Origin of the sequence: Herbiconiux daphne (assembly GCF_024979295.1) — a bacterium.
In the GTDB taxonomy this organism is placed as follows: domain Bacteria; phylum Actinomycetota; class Actinomycetes; order Actinomycetales; family Microbacteriaceae; genus Herbiconiux; species Herbiconiux daphnes.
The window spans coordinates 39,186-59,034 of sequence record NZ_JANLCJ010000003.1; the positions used below are offsets into that span (position 1 = coordinate 39,186).

The 19,849-nt window shown below is 65.7% G+C and carries 9 protein-coding genes and 1 tRNA gene; 4 read left to right on the forward strand and 6 right to left on the reverse strand.

Annotated elements, in window-relative coordinates; translation table 11 throughout:
• Window positions 1–2 precede the first annotated feature (2 nt).
• Entirely contained in the window at window positions 3–740 is a 738-nt protein-coding gene (locus N1032_RS08965) for an IclR family transcriptional regulator (RefSeq protein ID WP_259538723.1), read from the forward strand.
• A gap of 28 nt (window positions 741–768) precedes the next feature.
• Here the strand turns inward: N1032_RS08965 and N1032_RS08970 are convergent, their stop codons facing one another.
• A complete protein-coding gene (locus N1032_RS08970; protein WP_259538724.1) occupies window positions 769–2,142 on the reverse strand; it encodes an MFS transporter in 1,374 nt (457 codons plus the stop codon).
• Window positions 2,143–2,332: 190 nt separating this feature from the next.
• Between N1032_RS08970 and N1032_RS08975 the strand changes: the two genes are divergently transcribed.
• On the forward strand, window positions 2,333–4,279 hold the full coding sequence (locus tag N1032_RS08975) for a cell wall-binding repeat-containing protein (RefSeq protein WP_259538725.1): 1,947 nt from the start codon (window positions 2,333–2,335) through the stop codon (window positions 4,277–4,279).
• A gap of 162 nt (window positions 4,280–4,441) precedes the next feature.
• Here N1032_RS08975 and N1032_RS08980 read toward each other — a convergent pair whose 3' ends face one another.
• From N1032_RS08980 to N1032_RS08995, 4 genes are all read right to left on the reverse strand, one after another.
• A complete protein-coding gene (locus N1032_RS08980) occupies window positions 4,442–4,603 on the reverse strand; it encodes a hypothetical protein (RefSeq protein WP_259538726.1) in 162 nt (53 codons plus the stop codon).
• 52 nt (window positions 4,604–4,655) lie between these two features.
• Window positions 4,656–10,514, reverse strand: a complete 5,859-nt coding sequence (locus N1032_RS08985) for an RHS repeat domain-containing protein (protein WP_259538727.1) — start codon at window positions 10,512–10,514, stop codon at window positions 4,656–4,658.
• Window positions 10,515–11,253: 739 nt separating this feature from the next.
• On the reverse strand, window positions 11,254–14,556 hold the full coding sequence (locus N1032_RS08990) for a LamG domain-containing protein (RefSeq protein ID WP_259538728.1): 3,303 nt from the start codon (window positions 14,554–14,556) through the stop codon (window positions 11,254–11,256).
• A 954-nt stretch (window positions 14,557–15,510) separates the two neighbouring features.
• Window positions 15,511–15,583 (reverse strand) — tRNA-Val (locus tag N1032_RS08995).
• Window positions 15,584–15,630: 47 nt separating this feature from the next.
• Between N1032_RS08995 and N1032_RS09000 the strand changes: the two genes are divergently transcribed.
• Window positions 15,631–16,320 (forward strand): hypothetical protein, encoded by a 690-nt coding sequence (locus tag N1032_RS09000; RefSeq protein WP_259538729.1) that lies wholly within the window; start codon window positions 15,631–15,633, stop codon window positions 16,318–16,320.
• A 54-nt stretch (window positions 16,321–16,374) separates the two neighbouring features.
• Here the strand turns inward: N1032_RS09000 and N1032_RS09005 are convergent, their stop codons facing one another.
• Window positions 16,375–16,848, reverse strand: coding sequence for a peroxiredoxin (locus N1032_RS09005; protein WP_259538730.1), 474 nt, complete (start codon window positions 16,846–16,848; stop codon window positions 16,375–16,377).
• 240 nt (window positions 16,849–17,088) lie between these two features.
• On the opposite strand from N1032_RS09005, the gene aceE reads away from it, so the two are divergent.
• On the forward strand, window positions 17,089–19,815 hold the full coding sequence (gene aceE, locus N1032_RS09010) for a pyruvate dehydrogenase (acetyl-transferring), homodimeric type (protein WP_259538731.1): 2,727 nt from the start codon (window positions 17,089–17,091) through the stop codon (window positions 19,813–19,815).
• Window positions 19,816–19,849: the final 34 nt, after the last annotated feature.

The following is a 19,849-nucleotide window of genomic DNA, read 5'->3' on the forward strand; positions in this document are numbered from 1 at the left end:
TCATGACGACGAGCCCGAGCCCGAGCCCGATCGATGCTTCCGCGGCATCCGGACCGGCCTCCCAGACGCTGAGCCGCGGCATCCGGGTGCTGGAGCAGCTCGCCGACGCCCGGCGGGCCCTCACCATCGACGAGATCGCCGCGCGCCTCTCGGTGCACCGGTCGGTGGCGTACCGGCTGATCCGCACCCTCGAGGCGCACGGCCTCGTCGAGCGGGATGCCGCCGGGCGCCTGGTGCTCGGGGCGCGGCTCGCGGCGCTCGCCGCCGGGGTCGCGCGCGACCTGCACGCCGAGGCCCTGCCCGAACTCACGGCGGCCGCGAACGATCTCGGCATGACCTGCTTCCTCGTGGTGCTCGACCACGAGGAGTGCGTGACGCTCGCGAGCGTCGAGCCGCGGCATGCCGTGGCGGCCGTGGCGCAGAGGCCGGGCACGCGGCATCCGGTGACCGTGGGGGCGCCCGGCAAGGCGATCCTGACCCAGGTGCCGGCCGGTGCGTGGCCTCCAGATGCCGGCACAGGGCTCGCGGGCGAGGTGCACGAGGCCGCGGTGCGGGGCTGGGCCGAGAGTCAGAACGAGGTCATCCCGAGCCTGCACGCGGTCGCCGTGCCGCTCGTGCTGCGCGGCCGCGCCCCCGCAGCGCTCGCGGCCGTCTACCTGCCGACGGGCACTGAGGCGGCGTCGGTGGCCGAACGGCTGGCGCGGTCGGCGACGGCCATTCGCGACGCGCTCGGCGGATGAGGGCCGAGCGCGTCGCCGTGGCGCCGGCTCAGGCGCGCGAGGCCCCGTAGATGGGGCTCTTCTCCTGCTCGGCCTCGTGGTCGGGCCCGAGCGGGATGCCGCTGCGGTCACGCAGCAGCAGGGTGGCGACGAGCCCGACCAGGGTCATGCCGGCGAGATAGAGCGTGACCGACACCGTGGTGCCGGTCGCCTGCACGAGGGCGGTGGCGATGGTGGGTGCGAACGCGCCGCCCAGGATGGCGCCGAGGGCGTAGGAGATCGAGACCCCCGAGAACCGGATCGACGCGGGGAAGAGCTCGGAGTAGAGCGCCGCCTGGGGGCCGTAGGTGAAGCCGAGCCCGATGGTGAGGATCGCGACGCCGCCGAACAGGCCCCAGATGCTGCCGGTGTTGACGAGCGGGAAGAGCGCGACGACACCGATGAGCTGCAGCACCCAGCCGGTGATGTAGGTGGTGCGGCGCCCGATGCGGTCGGAGATCCAGCCCGCGAAGAAGGTCGACAGCAACCAGGTGACGGCGCTGCCCGCCACCGCCCAGAGCACGGGCCCGCGCTCGAGGCCGATGGGCCCGTCAGGGTTGGTGGCGTAGTTCTGGATGTAGCCGCCCGTGGTCATGTAGCCGACGGCGTTGTTGCCGGCGAACACCAGCGCCGCGATGATCACCAGCAGCAGGTGCTTGCGGAACAGCTGCACGATCGGCATGCGCGCCTTCTCTTTGCGTGCCGCGAGTTCGGCGAACACGGGGCTCTCCTCGACGGTGCGACGCACCCAGTAGCCGATCAGGATGAGCACGATGCTGAGCAGGAACGGAACCCGCCAGCCCCACACCAGGAAGGCGTCACCCGGTGCGATGACCGCCATGAGGGCCATGACGCCCGACGCGAGCAGCAATCCGAGCGGAACGCCGAGCTGCGGCGAGGCGCCGAACAGTCCGCGCTTCTTGGTGGGCGCATGCTCGACGGCCATCAGCACGGCGCCGCCCCATTCGCCGCCGGCCGAGATGCCCTGCACGATGCGCAGGAAGATCAGCAGCATCGGTGCGGCGACGCCGATCTGGGCGAAGGTCGGCAGCAGGCCGATCAAGGCGGTCGCGGCACCCATCAGGATGAGCGTGAAGACGAGCACCACCCGTCGCCCGTACTTGTCACCGAAATGCCCGGCGAGGAAGGCGCCCAGAGGTCGGAACAAGAAGCTCACCCCCACCGTGGCGAACGAGAGCAGGATGGCGGCCTGCTCCCCCGCGGGCTGGAAGAACAGCTGGCCGAACACCAGCGCGGCCGCCGAGGCGTAGATGAAGAAGTCGTACCACTCCACGGTCGTGCCGATGACGGTGGCGAACACCACCCGCCGGCGGTCGCCGACGCTCGCGATCGAGCCCGTAGGGGTGAACCCGGTTGAAGTCATGTGTCGTACTCCTTCGTACAGTGACGTCGATGTCGGTCGTGCCTCCCGTTCGAGAGTCACGACCCTGACGATAATATACGATTTCGAGTACGACACAACCCAGGGGGTCTTGTGACCGTCGTGCAGCGCTGGGAGACTCGAACCACCCCACCGGAGCGACGGCGCTCCGGGCCTGGCGGGAGGAGCAACGATGTCGCTTGTGCGTCGCAGGATCACCATCATCGCCACGGTCGCGGCCGTGGTCGGACTGGTTCTCTCACCCACACTGTCGGCGTCGGCGGCCGACGACGTCCCGAACGCCGACGACCCGACTCGCGGGGTCGCGCACTCGGGTGTCGCACCGGGCCCCTCCTCCGAGCGCACGCCACCGGATGCATCCGCTCGCGCGCTCGTCACGCCGCCGCCGAACGACGCTCTGGCGAACGCCACCGACATCCCGACTCTCCCGTTCTCGACGACGAGCGCGCCCTACGACGGCGCGACGCTGCAACCCGGCGAGCCCACGCCGTGCCGCACGACCGACCCCGACGTCACGGAGTACCTGACCGATGCGGTCAGTTCGATCTGGTTCCGCTACACGTCTCCCGTGCGCCAGACCCTCACCTTCGACGGAGGCGTGAACAACCAGTACTCGATCGTGAACGCCTACCGCCTCGCGCCGATCGCCGATCTGCAGCGGATCAGCTGCGTCGAGACGGATTACCGCGACCTCAACTTCGTGCAGGCCGAACCCGGGGTGACCTACGTCTTCCAGGTCGGGGATGCCGGCTACGAGCCGTTGACTCCGGGCGACGTGGCGACGTTCCGGCTGAGCGGAAGCGCGCCGGTCGACGGCGTGACGCCCGAGTCGGCGCAGACCATCGCCTCGTTGCCCGCCACCGTGCAGGGGTCGAACATGAAGGTCGATTTCAACTGGTATGAGCCCTACATCGGCTGCGACTCCATCGATCACACCGCGATGGGCACGATCTGGTGGAAGTTCACGGCGACGACGACCGGCCCGATCGTGGCCGATCTGCGCGAGAGCTTCACGCCGGTCAGTTTCGTGGTGTGGGACTCGAACGGCTCGACTCCGCAGAACAGCCTCGCCTGTGCACCGGAGAACGCCGGAAACTCCGAGGCCCTGGCGACGTTCACGGCGCAGGCCGGCCAGACCTACTTCATCCAGGTGGGATCGTTCGGGTTCGACGCCGGCGACTTCCAGCTGACGCTCTCCTCTGCCGCACCACCGCCGACGGTCGACCGGGTGGGCGGTGCCGATCGGTTCGAGGTCGCTCTGAACATCTCGAAGGCGGCCTACCCCGCCACCGCCGACATCGTCTTCCTCGCCACCGGAGGCAACTACCCCGATGCGCTCTCGGCCGGGCCCGCCGCCGCTCATCTCGGCGGCCCCTTGCTGTTGACCGCGCCCGGCACGCTGCTCCCCGACGTGCTCGCCGAGATCAGACGGCTCGAGCCCGATCAGATCGTCGTCGTGGGCGGGCCGGACTCGATCTCCCCCGCCGTGTTCGACGAGGTGCAGGCCGTCAGCCCCAACACGGTGCGAATCGGCGGAAAGGACCGCTATGAGGCATCCCGCAACCTGGCGAAGTTCGCGTTCCGCGCATCCGGCGCCGAGACCTCCTACGTCGCCACCGGCACGAACTTCCCCGACGCGCTGAGTGCCGGGCCGGCCGCAGCAGTGGCCGACGGCCCCGTCATCCTGGTCAACGGCTCGGCCGCCACCGTCGACGACGCGACGAAGCTCGCCCTGGCAGATCTGGGCGTCGACGACGTCGTCATCGCCGGGGGCCCCAACTCCGTGAGCGTGGGCATCGAGAACGCGCTGAAGGGGTCGCTGTCGGTGGTCCGCGACGGCGGCACCGACCGTTTCGATGCGTCGGTGAACATCAATCTGCGCGCCTTCCCCGCCGCGACGCGGGCGTTCTTCGCGACCGGGCTGACCTTTCCCGACGCGCTCTCCGGTTCGGCCTGGGCGGGAGTGACGGCATCCCCGCTCTACGTCACACGAACGACCTGCGTGCCTAACGGCGTGCTGACCGCCATCGCCGCGCAGGGCGTCGACCACGTCACGGTGCTCGGCGGCACGTCGAGCCTCACGCCGGCCGTCGAGGCCCTGACGCCCTGCGGGACGTGACCAAGGCGCGCCCTGGGGCTGCGCGAGTGGGCCCTACCGGGCTCGAACCGATGACATCCACGGTGTAAATCATCCACTCATTCTTGGAAGCTCAAGTAGCTCGATCGCGGCTTTCACATCGCTACGCAACTCACTGAGCACTGTCATGCTCTCGACGACCCACTACTTGATTCGGTAGTTCTCATCCAGCCCGTCTTTGTTGGGCTTGGTGTGATAGTTAGCGATGTACTTCCATAAGTACTTCTGGAAAGTGAGGCCTCCCACCAATAGCAACAAGACAAGCACACCGGCGATGACCGTCATCAAAATCCCGTCGCCAGACATAAGCCTTACCTCCTTTTCAAGTATGAGCCATTACATGAGGTTCGCACGTTTTTCATAAGAGTCCTCCAATGAAGTTGATGGCGGTGTCTATTTGCGGGACTACACCGTTGAGTATGTCCATGACGTATTCGCCGTGTGTCTCGGTGACCATCGGGTGATCATTCGCCTCAGCGATCTGCATACTTCCGCGGAGAACTCTGGCTCCTCCTGTCACGAGGTTGTACGAGGCGATTGTCCCGGCGACAAATCCGAGTGGTATGCCAATTCCGGTCTCATCCGCCGCACCGCTAGCGGCCAGGGCTTCTGCGCTCTTGACCACTTTCGAGGAGCCATATGCCACGTTGACGATGCCGGACCAGTACTTGGGATTGGGCGCAGTGCCCTCAGTGTTCCACCATTCCATCAGCCACTCAGGTACCAGGTCTTCAGTGAGCAACTTGCTCACATCAATTCGAACGTCCCGAGATGTCTCACAGTTGTTACCATCCGTCACCTGAGATTGGCATTGTCCAAGTTTGGGAAGCGCCTTGGGTGCGACCTTAGGAGTGGTGACTCCGCACAATAGCGCGAAGCACTTGCTCTGGGAGTCCTCAGCGCGGCTCTTCCACGGCCCGTTTGTCGCACCAGCTTTGTTGCCGATAGTAGGTCCGTCGCCGGTCGATGGGGTGATGGGTGTGCCGGTGCTGACCGATCCGTGATTTTTGCCTGCCCCGCGGTCGCAACCGTTTCCAGCGCCGAGGGGACACAGGCCCGACGGGTCCGTCAGGGTGATGGGCGTGTTGGAGGCGTAGGCGTACCCGTTGTTCTGTTGCGGGTTGAAGGGCGACAGCACCGGATCGACCGACAGGAATTTGCCGATCGCCGAGTCGTAGGCACGTGCTCCGAGCTGCACCAGGCCGGACAGTGTTGATTTGGGTGCGTTGAGGAAGGTGTGGTTGCTTGACCAGGTGGGAGTTGCGCCGCGAGGGTTGCCGTAGGGGTCGGTGTATCTGCGGGTGATCGCGCCGGTGGACACCACGACTTGGAGGTCGGAGCTCCGATCGATGTCCGTAGTGATCCAGCGCAACATGCTGCCCGCTACGCCCGGCGTTGTGGTCCGTTCAGCGAACGGGACTCCGTCGGCGGTGTAGGTGCGAACAGCTGAGACGCCGGCTGTTCCGGGGCCGATGTGGAGGTCGGTGCCGTCAAGGAACAGTGTCGTCCCAGTTTTCGAGTCGGTCTGCATCAGCAGAGTGCCGGACGAGTCGTAGATGTTCGACTGAGTAGCGGTGCCGACCGTGACTGTGGCGAGTTTGCCGGTGGCGTCGTATGTGAGGCTCTGGCCGGGTCGGGACGTCATGTTGCCGCTCGCGTCATACCCGTAACCGTCGCTTGTGCCTGGTCCTGAGTGCGAGACCGACTGCACGGCGTGCGGTCGCGAGCTGGTGGCGGACGGGTAGGAGTAGGTGTCGGTGACAGAAGTTCCGGTGCCGGTGACGGCCTTCTTCACGATACTGGTCCGGTTTCCCGTTGCCGGGTCGACGGCATAGGTCGTCCAGTAGGGCGACGGCCCACCGATCGTTGTGCTCGTGGGGGTGGCAGCGCAGTTGTTGCTGGCCGGAGTCCATGCAGCCGTGAGGTCGCGAAGGTAGTCGTAGCTGTAGCACTGTGTGTCAGTCGCGATGCCGGAGGCGGTGGTGGACACGGATGTCACGTTGCCGGCGGCGTCGTGCTTGTACTGACGGTCGGCGACGATTGTGAACGTCGAGCCCGTCACGGTGGTCTCTTTGATGCTCCCGAACGCTCCGGTGGCCAGTTCGTGACCGTAACTGGAGAAGTCGGACGTGGCACCGACGCGATTGTATTGCGAGACCTGGCCGATACCGGTGTAGACGGTCTCGCTCAGCATTTGGACCGAGCCTCGCACGGAGTTGAGGCGCCCCGCTCCGGTGTAGGCGAAGCGCATGGTTTCGGCGGGAAGGCCGCCGGCGGCGGGGAGCATCGAGTACAGGAGGGACCCATCCTGGTTGTACGCGTGGGTGGTGGTGAAGGTCTGGCCACCAAAGGCAGGGGCGCTGGACGGGATGCTGACCGATGCTCCGGTGGGCCGGTATGCCGCGTCGTATCCGGTCGTTGCGCGCGTGTAGGCGGCCCCGTTGACGTAGCTGCTGGTGGAGGTGAGTTGTCCCTTCGCGAGTGTGTCGTAGGTCCAGGAGGCGAGCTTCGTTCCGCCGGTGCCGGTGCTGTCTTTGTACTGGCCGGTCTTCCGGTTCAGGGCGTCGTAGGTGTAGGCGAGGACGATTCCGCGGGCATCCTTGGTGGTGAGGATGTTGCCGGCGTTGTCGTAGGTCGTGGTCGACGTACCGGTGTCGGGGTCGGTTGCGCTGATCTGGTGACCGAGCACGTCAGAGCTCCATGACCACTGGTTGCCCGCGGGGTCGATCATCGAGGACATGTGACCTTGCACGTCATAGGCGTAAGTTGTCGTCTCTTTTCCGGTCGCTGCCGGGGAGGTTCCGAGGTACTGGATGAGCTTGGTCTGCTGGCCGAGCGAGTCCGTGAAAGTCGAGGTCGGTGTCCCGCCGGCCGGTGGGGTGGTGTCGGTGCGGTCGGCACCCTGATAGCTGTACGTGGTGCGCTGCTGCTCGACCGTGTACGACGAGAGGATGCTGGTAGCTGGGCGACCGGCGCCATCGAAGGTCGTGGTGACTTTCGACGGGATGTTGCCCTCCGACAGGGGCACGAACTGGGTTGCGGACGGGGTGACCGCGGTCGTCCAGTAAGGGTTGTTGGTCATCCACACGTGGCCGGCAGAGTCGTACCCGGTGTCGGTGATGACGGAGCCTCCGCCTTCGCCGAGGCCCTGGGTCTGGATCTGCTGCCCGAGACCGTCGTAGAGGGTGTAGTCGATCTTGGTTCCCGAATCGACCAGGGTCGTCGTCGCCACGGCCAGCGGTTTGGTCTGGGACACCGTGTACGCGTAGCCGATCGACGGGGTCGAGTTCGTGGCGACAGGCCGGTCAGGGAGCCACACCCCGGTTCGGCGACCGAGAGCGTCGTAGGTGGCTGTCGTGACCTTCCCGTTCTGATCGGTCGCAGAGGTCTCGGCGCCCCAGGCCGGGTTGAACGTGGTCGTGGTCGTCCATCCCGCTGTGTTGGTCACCGTCGAGCCGACCAGCGCACCGCCGCCGGCCGCCGCACCGGCTGCGGGCGTGTAGGCGGTCTTGGTGGTATGGCCGAGGATGTCGGTGGCGGTGGTCACTCGGCCCATGGCGTCGTAGCCGGCCGATGACGCGTCGATCCAGTGGGCGCTGTCAGCTGTAGTGCCGGTATAGGAGTCGACGGTTGTGATCTTCGTGACGTCACCCCTAGCAGCGGCGACTCCCCAATCGGCGCCGTCGTATTGCAGTCGCGTGCGCGAGATCGCCGCAGCCGGGTAAGGTCCGGCGTCATAGCTGGCGCAGTCCACACCCGCCTTACCGATTTCGCTGGGCAGACCGATGATCCAGGCAGTCGTGTTCGAGGGCGTGTAGGTCGTTCTCGTGCACATGGATCCGGCGTCTGACCTGTTCACGCTCTCGGTGAGGGGAAGCCCGGTGGTGCCGTCGAATGTTCGCGTAGTGCGGATCGTGCGGTTACCGCCCGTCGAAACAGGCTCAATCTTCACGACTTCCGCGTCACCGAGCATGTGGGCCGTGTACGTCCCATCGCTCGCCGTCGCGGACGAGGCCCAGGGCGTGGTCACGGTGGCGGAGAGGACGGCACCGCCGACACCGTTGAGGGTCTTCACTTCACGGGTTCGGCCGGCGAACCAGAGAGAGTCCGTCACTCCCCCGACGGCGGCGGATTTCGTTCCGCCGGCGGTGCTGGCTTGGTCACCGTCCATGCCTTGGAAGAAGGTGTAGGCGGTGGTCTGCTGCTTGCTCGGAACGTTGTGATCTCCAACGCGGACTTCCACCGCGGAGAAGCCGGCGAACACCGACCAGGTGCGCTTGTCATCCGGGGTGAGCGGCGATTTGTCGTATCGCCATGCGGGGGTGCCGGTGTAGACGTAGTCGGTTTCCTGGATGGCGTCGTTGCCGCCGCCCGTGACGGGGTTGAAGATCACGGATGTGACGACGTACTTGTGGAAGAGGTCCTTCTGCGCCGCGATCGGCGGCGTCACCTGGGGGCTCCACCATTGGGGGAAGCACAGCGCCGTGTTGGTGTTCGCGTTGGCGATGATGTTCGGAGCGTTCGTGTCGCTGCACGCTGCGGTCGGTGCGGAGTAATTGACCGAGATCGTCGCTCCGGTCGACAGGGTGATCGAGGAGATTCGCCATTTGTCCAGCGGCACCAAGCCGTCTTGTCCCCAGACGCGGTTCTGCATCGTGATGCCGTTGAACTTGGTGGGGGGTTCAGCGATGCTCGAGCCACCCGAATAGCCGGTGTGGACCACCTGGGTCAGCCACAGGGCGGGGTTGGTCGTGTCTCCCGGGGCGGGGAACGAGTGGCTCAACGCCCACACGTCGACCGTGCCGTACGCCCCACCGGAGAGCGTCTTTGTGGTGACGGTGTTCAGCATTCCGGTGGTCCAGAACGTGGGTGACACCAACGTCGGGCAAGTCGCACCCGTGCAGAGCTGGTCGAAGGGGATGTCCGGGTAGGCGGTCGGGTGTGCCGGCGCCACGGCGGCAGAGCTCAGTGCCTCGAAGGTGCAGTTCGCGTGGCTGGTGTCGTTGCAGCGACCGTAGGCGTCGTACCCGAAGATGACTTTGCCCGAGGCAGCGTTCGTGGCGTACACCTGGTCGCCGCGGAGGCCGTAGTCGATGTGCTCCAGCTGGCCACCTCGTGTGTACGACACGGCGGTGGACCCGTTGCGCGCGTACTTGTTGGTTTCCGAGCTGTAGTACAGGGCTTCGGCGTTGTTGTGGGTGTCGACGACGTAGTCGAGGTTCCACCGCCATCCCTGCATGCAGCTGGACGTTGCGAAGGTGCCTGTGTTGCAGGGCTCACCGGGGTCGTTGCCGAAGACCGGCACCGTCCAGGTCGAGTTCGTGGTCGTTTTAGCGGTCGTCCAGCCGGGTAGCTTGTTGAGGCCGAAGTAGTACTGGGTGCCGTCGGTTGTGGTGAGGCGCCAGCATTCCGTGTTGTAGGTGCCGTTGTCGGCGCATCCTTGACTGATGCCGATCAGGTGTTCGACGCGCGATCCGTCATCGTTCTGGAGCTTCCAGGTGCCGCTTCCGGCATCGCGGATCAGCTGCCCGGAGTGGCCGGCCAATGAGATCGTGGCGTTGTCGGTCTTCCAGCACAGGTCCCCCGACGTGGTGGTAGGACCGGATGCGCCGTTGTCGATCGCGCAGGACACGTAGCTGCGTTCGATGTACCCGCCACCGGTGACGTCCCAGCCCTCACCCACGGCCGTGGGCTGGTTGTTGGTGGCGCCGGTCTCGCCGTCGATGGATTGGGAGTCGTACTGCAGCGACACGGATGGTGTGGGTCCGGCGGCCGCGGGCGGCACGCGCATGGGCAGGGACCAGGAGAAGTCACCGGTCTGGGCCGACACGTCCCAGGTGCTTGACGGCTTCAACGAGGATGCCGAGAACGCACCGGAGCCGCTGGATGACTCGGCGCCGGTGAGGGGCATCAGCGTCATCGGCTTAGCGCCGACCTTGGGGGTCAGCACGGTCGACCCATCCGTCGGATCGATGGTGGACGCAACCGGCAGCGCGGACTCTACGAGCTTCGACGGTTCTGTGCCGGTCGGTACTTGTACCCAGCGGATACGGCTGGCGTAGTCCGCCCCGAACAGGCCTGCGGTGGCCTGTGCGGGAATGCGGACGGCGATGAGCGCGTCACTAGCATGCCCGTCTGCGCGAACCAACTGCACCGCGAGTGGCGCGGGCAATCCAGCGGCGCTGATCGCCTGAGCAGAGAGCACTTCTGCGGTCACCTTGGACACCGGCGGTGTCGCCCAGAGCGATTGGGCTTGCGGGTTCGAGGTGGCGGGGGCGACGGCGATACCGGAATCGCCTACAGGCTGCCAAGCACCGTTGAGGGTCGCGGCGGCTCCGCCCTGGGCGGTTCTCGTTCGTATGGCCGCTGCGGGCCCCTGAGTCAGTGTGACATCCTGGTGAGCTGCTGCGAGAGGAACGTTCGAGGGGGTGGGTGCGTCCCGTGCGGACGGCCCGTCGGTGGGTGCGGAGGCGTCGGCCGCAGCGGTGCCGTCGATCTGCGGGCCGCGGTCGGGTGGCGGTATGAGGGCCGGGTCGACGTTGACGGGCTCCTGATCGTCTGGGACGTCGGTAGCTGTGGCCTCGTCCTGGGTCCTTTGAGTGTCATCCTCGGTTGCTGGCGTATCTGGCGCCCTGCCGTCCGTGTCGTCAGTGGGGACGGGTGTTGAGGGACCGGTCGGGAACGGGGTGGGTGCTGGTTCCGCGTCGCCGGCGCGTGTGTCGTCTTCGCTTGATGGCGGGGCCGGCGCAGGCGTCGTGCTCGTGGGCGTCGGTTCGGTCCCCTCCCCGGCCCACGCTGACGTGGAGGGAAGGAGCGAGACCGCTAGGACGACGGTCATGGTGGCGGCGACCCCGCAGAGGGCGCGGCGGATGACGCGGAAGAATGACGAACGGTGCCTCACGGGTGCTCCCAGAGTTGTGCTGTGTTTGGAACGATGGATGGTGTGAAAGGCCGGGTTAGGGTTGCCCGAGGTACATGAGGTTGTCGAGCTGCGAGGAGTCGGCTACGCCGGGGAAGATGCTCGGGTAGAGGATGTTGCCGCTCCACATATTCGTGCGGGCGTTGTTGGTCACAGCCGAACCAACGGACAACCTTCCACTCGCCGTTGTCTCCCCGGGCGACAGCGAATGGGAGTTGGTCGTCACCAGCTTCTTGTTCACGTACAGGCGGATCTGCTTGTTCGCTCGGTCCCAGACGCCGGTGACGAACACCCACGTGTTCGGTGAGGTCGCGGTCGGAGCCACGGCGCAGTCGGTTGCGAGCGTGACCTGCGAGCGCATGCAGAAGCGCAGCACACCGCCGGGGGTGGTCATCAGGTAGAAGCCGGCGTAGCTGGCGCCGTCTTGCGACATGATCGTCTGATACCGGCTCGAGTGGCTTTGGTCCAGGGGATTGACCCATGCGGAGACGGTGAAGCTTTGGGTCGTGTCGATCGGCCGATCGGTGGTCTGGACTTTGTCGAGGTTCACCACCCATCCGCGCGGACCATCGCTGGCCCACCCTTCGCAGGTGGACGAGAGGGAGTCGAAGTGGTCCGCCCCGACGCGACACCGGTAGAGCTGTCGTGCTATCGCGCCTGGCCCTCCGGCATCCACTGCTGCGGCTGCCGTGGTCCAGATGTAGCCCAGCCGCGCCCCGGTGACGCCTGTTCCTTCGCAGTCGGACCGGTCCGAGGTCATGTCGTCGCCGCCGGGGAGAGCGCACGAGTAGAGCAGCTTCGAGTTCGGGGGTGTTGCACCGACGGGATTCTCGAGCTGTCCGAGCTGGCCGAGGACCTGTTCGAATCGGTATCCGCCCGGTCCTGTTGATTCAGCGAATGCACCGTGGTCTGGTCCGGAGTTCGATCGGATGAGGGCGGCGAGGCCGTGGAAGTCGAGGACTGGCGTGGGGTACCCGATCTTCGGCAGCGTCGCCGTCGTGGTGCGGCTGAATCCGGTGGTGAACTGCAGTGCCATCTGCCTGTTCTGTGGGGAGCCTGTCGTGTTCGTGTTGCCGTCGGCCAGGTCGGTCAGCGGCGTTGGTAGGCCGTCGGTGTTCCAGCCGTGGCCCACGTTGAATGAGACGTTGATGGTGTCGATGCCGGCGTTGACGTTGACTCCGTTGCCGGAGTTGGGTGGGGTGCTTCCCGAGACGTTGCCGGCCCTGTCGTAGCTCGCGACCCAGAGCGTGGAGGTCATCGCGATCGGCGCGGCCGTGATGACCGCCTTCCCTGTCGAGTCGGGACAGACGAAGTCGACTCCGCCATACGCGCTTTCGCAGGCGGGCAGAACAGTCCGCGGGTCAGCCTGGAAGACAGGGATGGCCGGTTTCGGGAACAACACGTGATCGGGTGCCCACCAGTAGGCGAAGGTCGCGACCCGGTCGCTCGGGGATGACGTGATCGTGATTCCGCCGATTCCCACGCCGACGGTCGCCCCGCCCGGGGGCAGGGTCACGGTAGGGGCAGGCGGGGGCGTGTTGTCGATTTTGAAGAAGCACAGAGCTTCCTGTGACGGGTCGTGCCCGTTGCCTCCGCCAGGCAACGGGTACTGGTCGAGAGTAGTGACGCCCCACGCATACAGATGGTCCTCGAGCAGGCCCATTGTCGCGAGGTTGAGGTTCACCGAACTGGGGCCTGCCCCGCCGTAACCCGTCGTGTAGGGGGTCATCTTGTTGATTGATCCGTTGTTGCCTTCCATGATCCGGTACTGGCCCGCGACGTTCTGGCCGTCGGGATCTGAGACGTCGGCAGCCAAGGTGACGGGCACATTGGCGTTGAGGTAGACCGGGTCGCCGGACGTACCGCAACGGCGGGCCGGCGAGATGAATCGAGGATTCGCGGGATTGTTCGGGGGTGTGTTGTAGGTGACGATCAGTTGCGCGTCGAGGTTGAATCGCTTCCACGACTCGTTCGTCTCGTCGCTGGCTGCCAGCGCCAGGATGATCGCAGCGCCGGTGCTGTTGTCGATGACGGCCTGAGTGGCGTTCATGCCGACCCAGCTCGGGCCGGCGCAGTGACTTCCGTAGTTGGTGCTGACCACGTCCGACGGGCCGTTGTAGACCACTCCGACCGATTCGTTCCAGGATGCGCCCGCAGAGGGGATGTTTGTTGCCCTGAAGAGGCGTACCCCGGTGGATGCGCAGGAGGAGTTCCATGATTGCCGCACATTGAATCGCGCTTGGATGATGTGTTTCCCGGCCGACCCGGCCGTGCTGAGTTGCCAGAACGAACGGCCCCACTGCTGCCGGCCATCACCTGGGTACGGTTCCGTCCAGCCGGCCGGCAGGAAGCCCACGATCTGGTTCCCGCGCTCGTCGCTGTCGTCGGGCACATTCCAGTAGTGCGTGTCGGGATAGGTCTGGTTAATGCTCCAGGCTTGGATGTTTCCCGATCCCCAATCGGGGTCAATGTAGAGCGGGTAGGTCGTGGCGTCGTCTTTCGTGATCGAGGCGACGTCCAGGGCGAGCGTGTTTCCACCGGTGATCATGGAATCCACGGGCGCGGCGACCGTGTTGCCGCCTGGGCCTTCAGGTCCCGAAGTGGGATCGCTCGAATCCCACATCACGGGTTCATTCGAGTGCAGCATCGATTCGGCGTCGACCTCGTCGACAGTCGGCGACCCGCCACGCAGCTGGTTGATCGCGTCGGAGCCAGACGGGGCGGCGATTGTTCCGCCGGACGGCGCCGTTGCGATCGACGCGCCACTCACCTTGAGCTTCAACGTCTCGATCCGGGAGTCGGCGGCGGCTTTGGCCGTCTTGACCACGAGCACCTCGGTCATCCCCGTCGCGGTCGCTGTCAGACGAAGATCGACATCCGGGATCACGTTCTCATACGTGGCGATCGAACCTTCGATTGTCGGGGCGGGGAGAATTCCGAGCTCCCAGGATTCGCTGAACCAGTCACCGCTGGGAAGCTGAATCTGAGCGACGGGACCGCTACCACCTGCGGAGAAACGAACCGGAACGGCGGTTACGGCGGGGGCGAGATAGCCGCCATTCGCATCCCCCAGGGTGGTGTCGACGTCAACCCATTGATCGTCCTGTTTGACTCGGGATGGGACCGCGGTGGATGTCATCTGGAAGGTGCCATCAGGAAGCGCTTCGATCAAGGTCGTTTCCGTGGTCAGCGAATCGACGACGACGTTGTGGCCTGCTGATAAAGCTTGAAGCGAGGCCGCGGATTCGGCGGTGGGGGGCGGGGCGTCCGCTTCGACAGGCGCAGGGAGAGTGTCGCCTGAGGGTGTCGTCGCTGCCGGCATCTCCGCCGGATCAGGCATCACACCGTCCGGGCCGGTGTCTGGTGACGGGGCCGCAGGGGTGATCCCTTCGACTGGAAGGGTTTCATCGACGGGGGCCGGATTCGTCTCGCCAGAGGTTGTGATGGGCTCAGCGGCAGCGCCCCAAGCGGGGACTGTGGTGCATGCAGCAAGAGCCACGATGGTGAATGCCGAAAGGACAAACGGCATCCTTCTGGAGTGACGCGACATTGAGTTTCTCCATGACGTCGAGACTTTCGTCTCTCAAGTTGGCGTCCCCCCGGATGAGCCGTCGTGAGCCTATTGAATATGAGCCTTCCTCGCAATAGGTATTATCTAATCCAATTCGGAACCGTCTTGTCGCCTCAGTGAGGGCCGGCAAGGAGGTGTTGATTGGGCGACGGCGCTCACAGTTTCGGGTCAGGCGTATGCCAACCGAGAGGACCTGTTCGGCTGCCGGGACCATGTAGATTTAGGCGCTGATGCTGTGCCATGGTGTCCAGCGAGCAGTGGATGCCCCTCGGCCGACGTAGAGGAGTACGGCTAGGACCTCCGAGCGCTTGTACCGAAGATGCTTTCCGATCTTGCTGAATCGTGGCCCACGGTGACTGACGTTCCACTGATAGACGGTGTTCACCTAGACACCCAAGTACTCGGAGACTTCCTGAATGGTGAGTAAAGGCTCTAGTTTGCTTGCTGCGCTGGCCTCGGAACCATCGACGCCGACCTCGGGATCAGCGGAGGAAACGGGGGCCTAGCCGGAGTTGATGGTCATATCCACTGCATGCACGGCATGGCCGAGAATTTGCGCTCTATTGGCATCTAACACCAGGCATTCGCGGACGACTGCAAGCAATGACAGTAGGGACCGCCGCGCGTGCGGGCGGACACATGGGGGACACGCTCGAGATGGCTGCGTGCGAGGACGGCGGCGAAATATCCGCACATCCGCGTGCTGGAGCGGATCTGCGCGAGTGGGCCCTACCGGGCTCGAACCGATGACATCCACGGTGTAAACGTGGCGCTCTACCAACTGAGCTAAAGGCCCCTCACGCCCTGGGGCGCGAGACGAGTTTACAGGCCTAGACTGCGGCTGTGGCCGACATCCAGAAGGAACGCACTCAGGCAGAACACCGTTGGCCCGCCGCGATCGGGGTGATCGCCATCCTCGCGAGCTATGCCGCGCTGCCGCCCGATTTCCTCGGCACCATCCGCTACCCCATCATCGGCATCTGCGTCGCGCTGCTCGCCGCCGTCATCGTCATCAACCCGCGCCGCATGAACCGGCAGACCCGGTGGTCGAGGCGCATCGGGGTGGCGCTCGCGCTCGTGATCGGCGTGACGAACCAGATCATCCTGGTGCTGCTCGTCACCGAGCTCGTGCAGAACGAGCAAGACGGCCCGACCCTGCTGCTCGCGGCCTTGCAGGTGTGGCTCACCAACGTGATCGGCTTCGCGCTGATCTACTGGGAGCTCGACCGCGGCGGCCCCGTGGTGCGCACGCACCGCCCTCGCGCGCTGATCCCGCCGGCCGACTTCCGCTTTCCGCAGGACGAAGACCACGACGCCTCGCCCGAGGTCGCAGCGCACTCGTCGAAGACGAGCAACTGGCTGCCCGGCTTCGTCGACTACCTCTACTTCTCGTTGTCGGACTCGATGGCGTTCAGCCCCACGGATGTCATGCCGCTCACGCACCGCGCGAAACTCATGATGGGCCTCGAGGCGTTCGCCGGCTTCGTGCTGCTGGCCCTCGTGATCGCCCGAGGCGTCAGCCTGCTGGGCTGATCAGGCCCGAGCGGGCGCTCAGACCCGAGCGGGCGCTCAGACCCGAGCGGGCGCTCAGACGCGAGCGGGCGCCAGGTCTTCCAGAGCCGCCCGATAGGCGGCGATCGAGCGCGCCTCACCGGGAGCGGTGATGAACGAGGCCCGGATGATGCGGTTCTCGTCGATCACGAAGGTGGCGCGGTTCGCGAACCCCTTCTCCTCGAGGAACACACCGTAGTCTTTCGCCACGTCGCCGTGCGGCCAGAAGTCGGCCACGAGCGTGAAGTCGTAGCCCTCTTTCTCGGCCCAGGCGCGCAACGTCGCCTTGGAGTCGACGGAGATGCCGATCAGCTCGACGTTGGCGTCTTTGAACAGCGCGAGGTTGTCTTCGAGAGTGCAGAGCTCGCTCGTGCACACGCCCGAGAAGGCGAGCGGGAAGAAGACGAGTGCGACGGGCTTCTTTCCCTGGAACTGGCTCAACCGGATGCGCTCGCCGTACTGGTTCGGCAGTTCGAAATCGGGTGCCAGAGTGTCGTTCTCCAAAGCCATGATGGCTTCCTTTCACTGCCGGGCGTCTCACCGGCAAAAGCGCCCCTCATACTAGACCCGCCCGACGGTTCCACCAAACGATGGTGGGAGCCCGCTGTGAACTCGTCCTGAGCAGCGCTCGGGCGCCCACGGGACAGTGGGCGGTCTTAAACTCACTAGGCTTGTCTGTGGCGTTCCGCACCTCATCCGGGTGGGTGGCGCCCGACACGAAACGATCTGTACACAACAGAAAGGTCGACGGTGACTGTCAACGACCAGGACCCCTATTCGGCGGGACACATCGATACCGATCCCGACGAGACCTCCGAGTGGAACGAATCGCTCGACGCCCTCGTCGAAGCCCGCGGTCACGGCCGTGCGCGCGACATCATGCTCAGTCTGCTGAAGCGTTCCAAAGAGCTTCACCTGAACGTGCCGATGGTGCCGACGACCGACTACATCAACACGATCGCCCCCGAGAACGAGCCCGACTTCCCGGGCGACGAGGCACTCGAGCGCAAATACCGCGCGTGGATCCGCTGGAACGCCGCCATGCTCGTGCACCGCGCCCAGCGGCCCGGCATCGCGGTGGGCGGCCACATCTCGACCTACGCCTCGAGCGCGGCGCTCTACGAGGTGGGCTTCAACCACTTCTTCCGCGGCCACGACGCCCCCGGCGGCGCCGACCAGATCTTCATCCAGGGCCACGCCTCCCCCGGCACCTATGCCCGCGCCTTCCTCGAGGGCCGGCTGAGCGCCGACCAGCTCGACGGATTCCGCCAGGAGAAGTCGCACGCAGGCGGCGGCCTCTCGAGCTACCCGCATCCGCGGCTGATGCCCGAGTTCTGGCAGTTCCCCACCGTGTCGATGGGTCTCGGCCCGATCAACGCGATCTACCAGGCGCAGCTCAACAAGTACCTCACCAACCGCGGCATCAAAGACGCTTCCGACCAGCAGGTCTGGGCCTTCCTCGGCGACGGCGAGATGGACGAGGTCGAGAGCCGCGGCCAGCTGCAGGTGGCCGCGAACGACGGCCTCGACAACCTCAACTTCGTCATCAACTGCAACCTCCAGCGCCTCGACGGCCCGGTGCGCGGCAACGGCAAGATCATCCAGGAGCTCGAGAGCTTCTTCCGCGGTGCGGGCTGGAACGTCATCAAGGTGGTCTGGGGCCGCGAGTGGGACGACCTGCTCGCCCGCGACACCGACGGCGCGCTGCTCAACCTGATGAACACGGTTCCGGATGGCGACTTCCAGACCTACAAGGCGGAGTCGGGCGCCTACGTGCGCGAGAACTTCTTCGGCCGCGATCCGCGTGCCTTGAAGCTCGTCGAGAACTACACCGACGACCAGATCTGGAACCTCAAGCGCGGCGGCCACGACTACCGCAAGGTCTACGCGGCCTTCAAGGCGGCCAGCGAGCACAAGGGTCAGCCCACCGTCATCCTGGCGCACACGATCAAGGGCTACGGCCTCGGTCCGTCGTTCGAGGGTCGCAACGCGACCCACCAGATGAAGAAGATGACGCTCGACAACCTCAAGACGTTCCGCGACGAGATGCACATCCCGATCAGCGACGCCCAGCTCGAAGAGAACCCCTACCTCCCGCCCTACTACAACCCGGGCGAGAACGACGAGGCCATCCAGTACCTGCACGAGCGCCGCCGCGCCCTCGGCGGCTACCTGCCCGAGCGCCGCACCAACCACACGGCCATCACGCTGCCCGACGACTCGGCCTACCAGACCCTAAAGAAGGGCTCCGGCACGCAGGAGATCGCGACCACGATGGCGTTCGTGCGCCTGCTGAAAGACCTCACCCGGTCGAAGGACTTCGGCAACCGCGTGGTGCCGATCATCCCCGACGAGGCACGCACCTTCGGCATGGACGCGTTCTTCCCGTCGAACAAGATCTACAACCCTCGGGGTCAGACCTACGTGTCCGTCGACCGCGAACTTCTGCTCGCCTACAAGGAGAGCCCCCAGGGTCAGATCATCCACGTCGGCATCAACGAGGCCGGCGCGCTCGCGTCGTTCACCGCGGTGGGAACGTCGTACTCGACCCAGGGCGAACCCCTCATTCCGATCTACGTCTTCTACTCGATGTTCGGCTTCCAGCGCACGGGTGACGCCCTCTGGGCCGCCGGCGACCAGATGGCACGCGGCTTCGTCATCGGCGCCACCGCCGGGCGCACCACGCTCACCGGTGAGGGCCTGCAGCACGCCGACGGCCACTCGCACCTGCTCGCGGCCACCAACCCGGCCGTCATCAGCTACGACCCGGCCTATGGCTACGAGATGAACCACATCGTGCGATCGGGTCTCGACCGCATGTACGGCGGCACGCATCCCGACCCCAACGTCATGTACTACATCACGGTCTACAACGAGCCGCACGTGCAGCCCGCCGAACCCGAGAACGTCGACGTCGAGGGCCTGGTGAAGGGCATCTACAAGCTCAAGTCTGGCACGATCGAGGGTCCGAAGGCCCAGATCCTGTCGTCAGGCGTGGCGGTGCCGTGGGCCCTCGAAGCCCAGGAGCTGCTGGCGAACGACTGGGGTGTGTCGGCGGATGTCTGGTCGGTCACCTCGTGGACCGAGTTGCGCCGCGACGGCCTGCGTGCCGAGGAGCACAACTTCCTGCACCCGACCGAGGAGCGCCAGGTGCCTTACCTCACCACGAAGCTGCAGGATGCCCCGGGCCCGTTCATCGCGGTCACCGACTACATGCACGCGGTCTCCGACCAGATCCGTCAGTTCGTTCCCGGCGAGTACGCCACGCTCGGCGCCGACGACTTCGGCTTCAGCGACACCCGACCGGCCGCGCGCCGCTACTTCAAGATCGACGGACCCTCGGTGGTCGTGCGCGTTCTCGAGCAGCTGGCCGCCCGAGGCGAGGTCGACCAGAACGCCCCGTCGTGGGCGATCGAGAAGTACCGCCTCTACGACGTGACGGCCGGCACATCGGGCTCGGCGGGCGGCGAGAGCTGATCCCACCCCGCATGACGATCGGATCCTTCGCGGT

Bases quoted from the DNA above. Each gene is read 5' to 3' on its own strand.
- N1032_RS08965 (WP_259538723.1), top strand. From the start codon at position 3: ATGACGACGAGCCCGAGCCCGAGCCCGATCGATGCTTCCGCGGCATCC.
- N1032_RS08970 (WP_259538724.1), bottom strand. From the start codon at position 2,142: ATGACTTCAACCGGGTTCACCCCTACGGGCTCGATCGCGAGCGTCGGC.
- N1032_RS08975 (WP_259538725.1), top strand. From the start codon at position 2,333: ATGTCGCTTGTGCGTCGCAGGATCACCATCATCGCCACGGTCGCGGCC.
- N1032_RS08980 (WP_259538726.1), bottom strand. From the start codon at position 4,603: ATGTCTGGCGACGGGATTTTGATGACGGTCATCGCCGGTGTGCTTGTC.
- N1032_RS08990 (WP_259538728.1), bottom strand. From the start codon at position 14,556: ATGCCTGATCCGGCGGAGATGCCGGCAGCGACGACACCCTCAGGCGAC.
- N1032_RS09005 (WP_259538730.1), bottom strand. From the start codon at position 16,848: ATGGCTTTGGAGAACGACACTCTGGCACCCGATTTCGAACTGCCGAAC.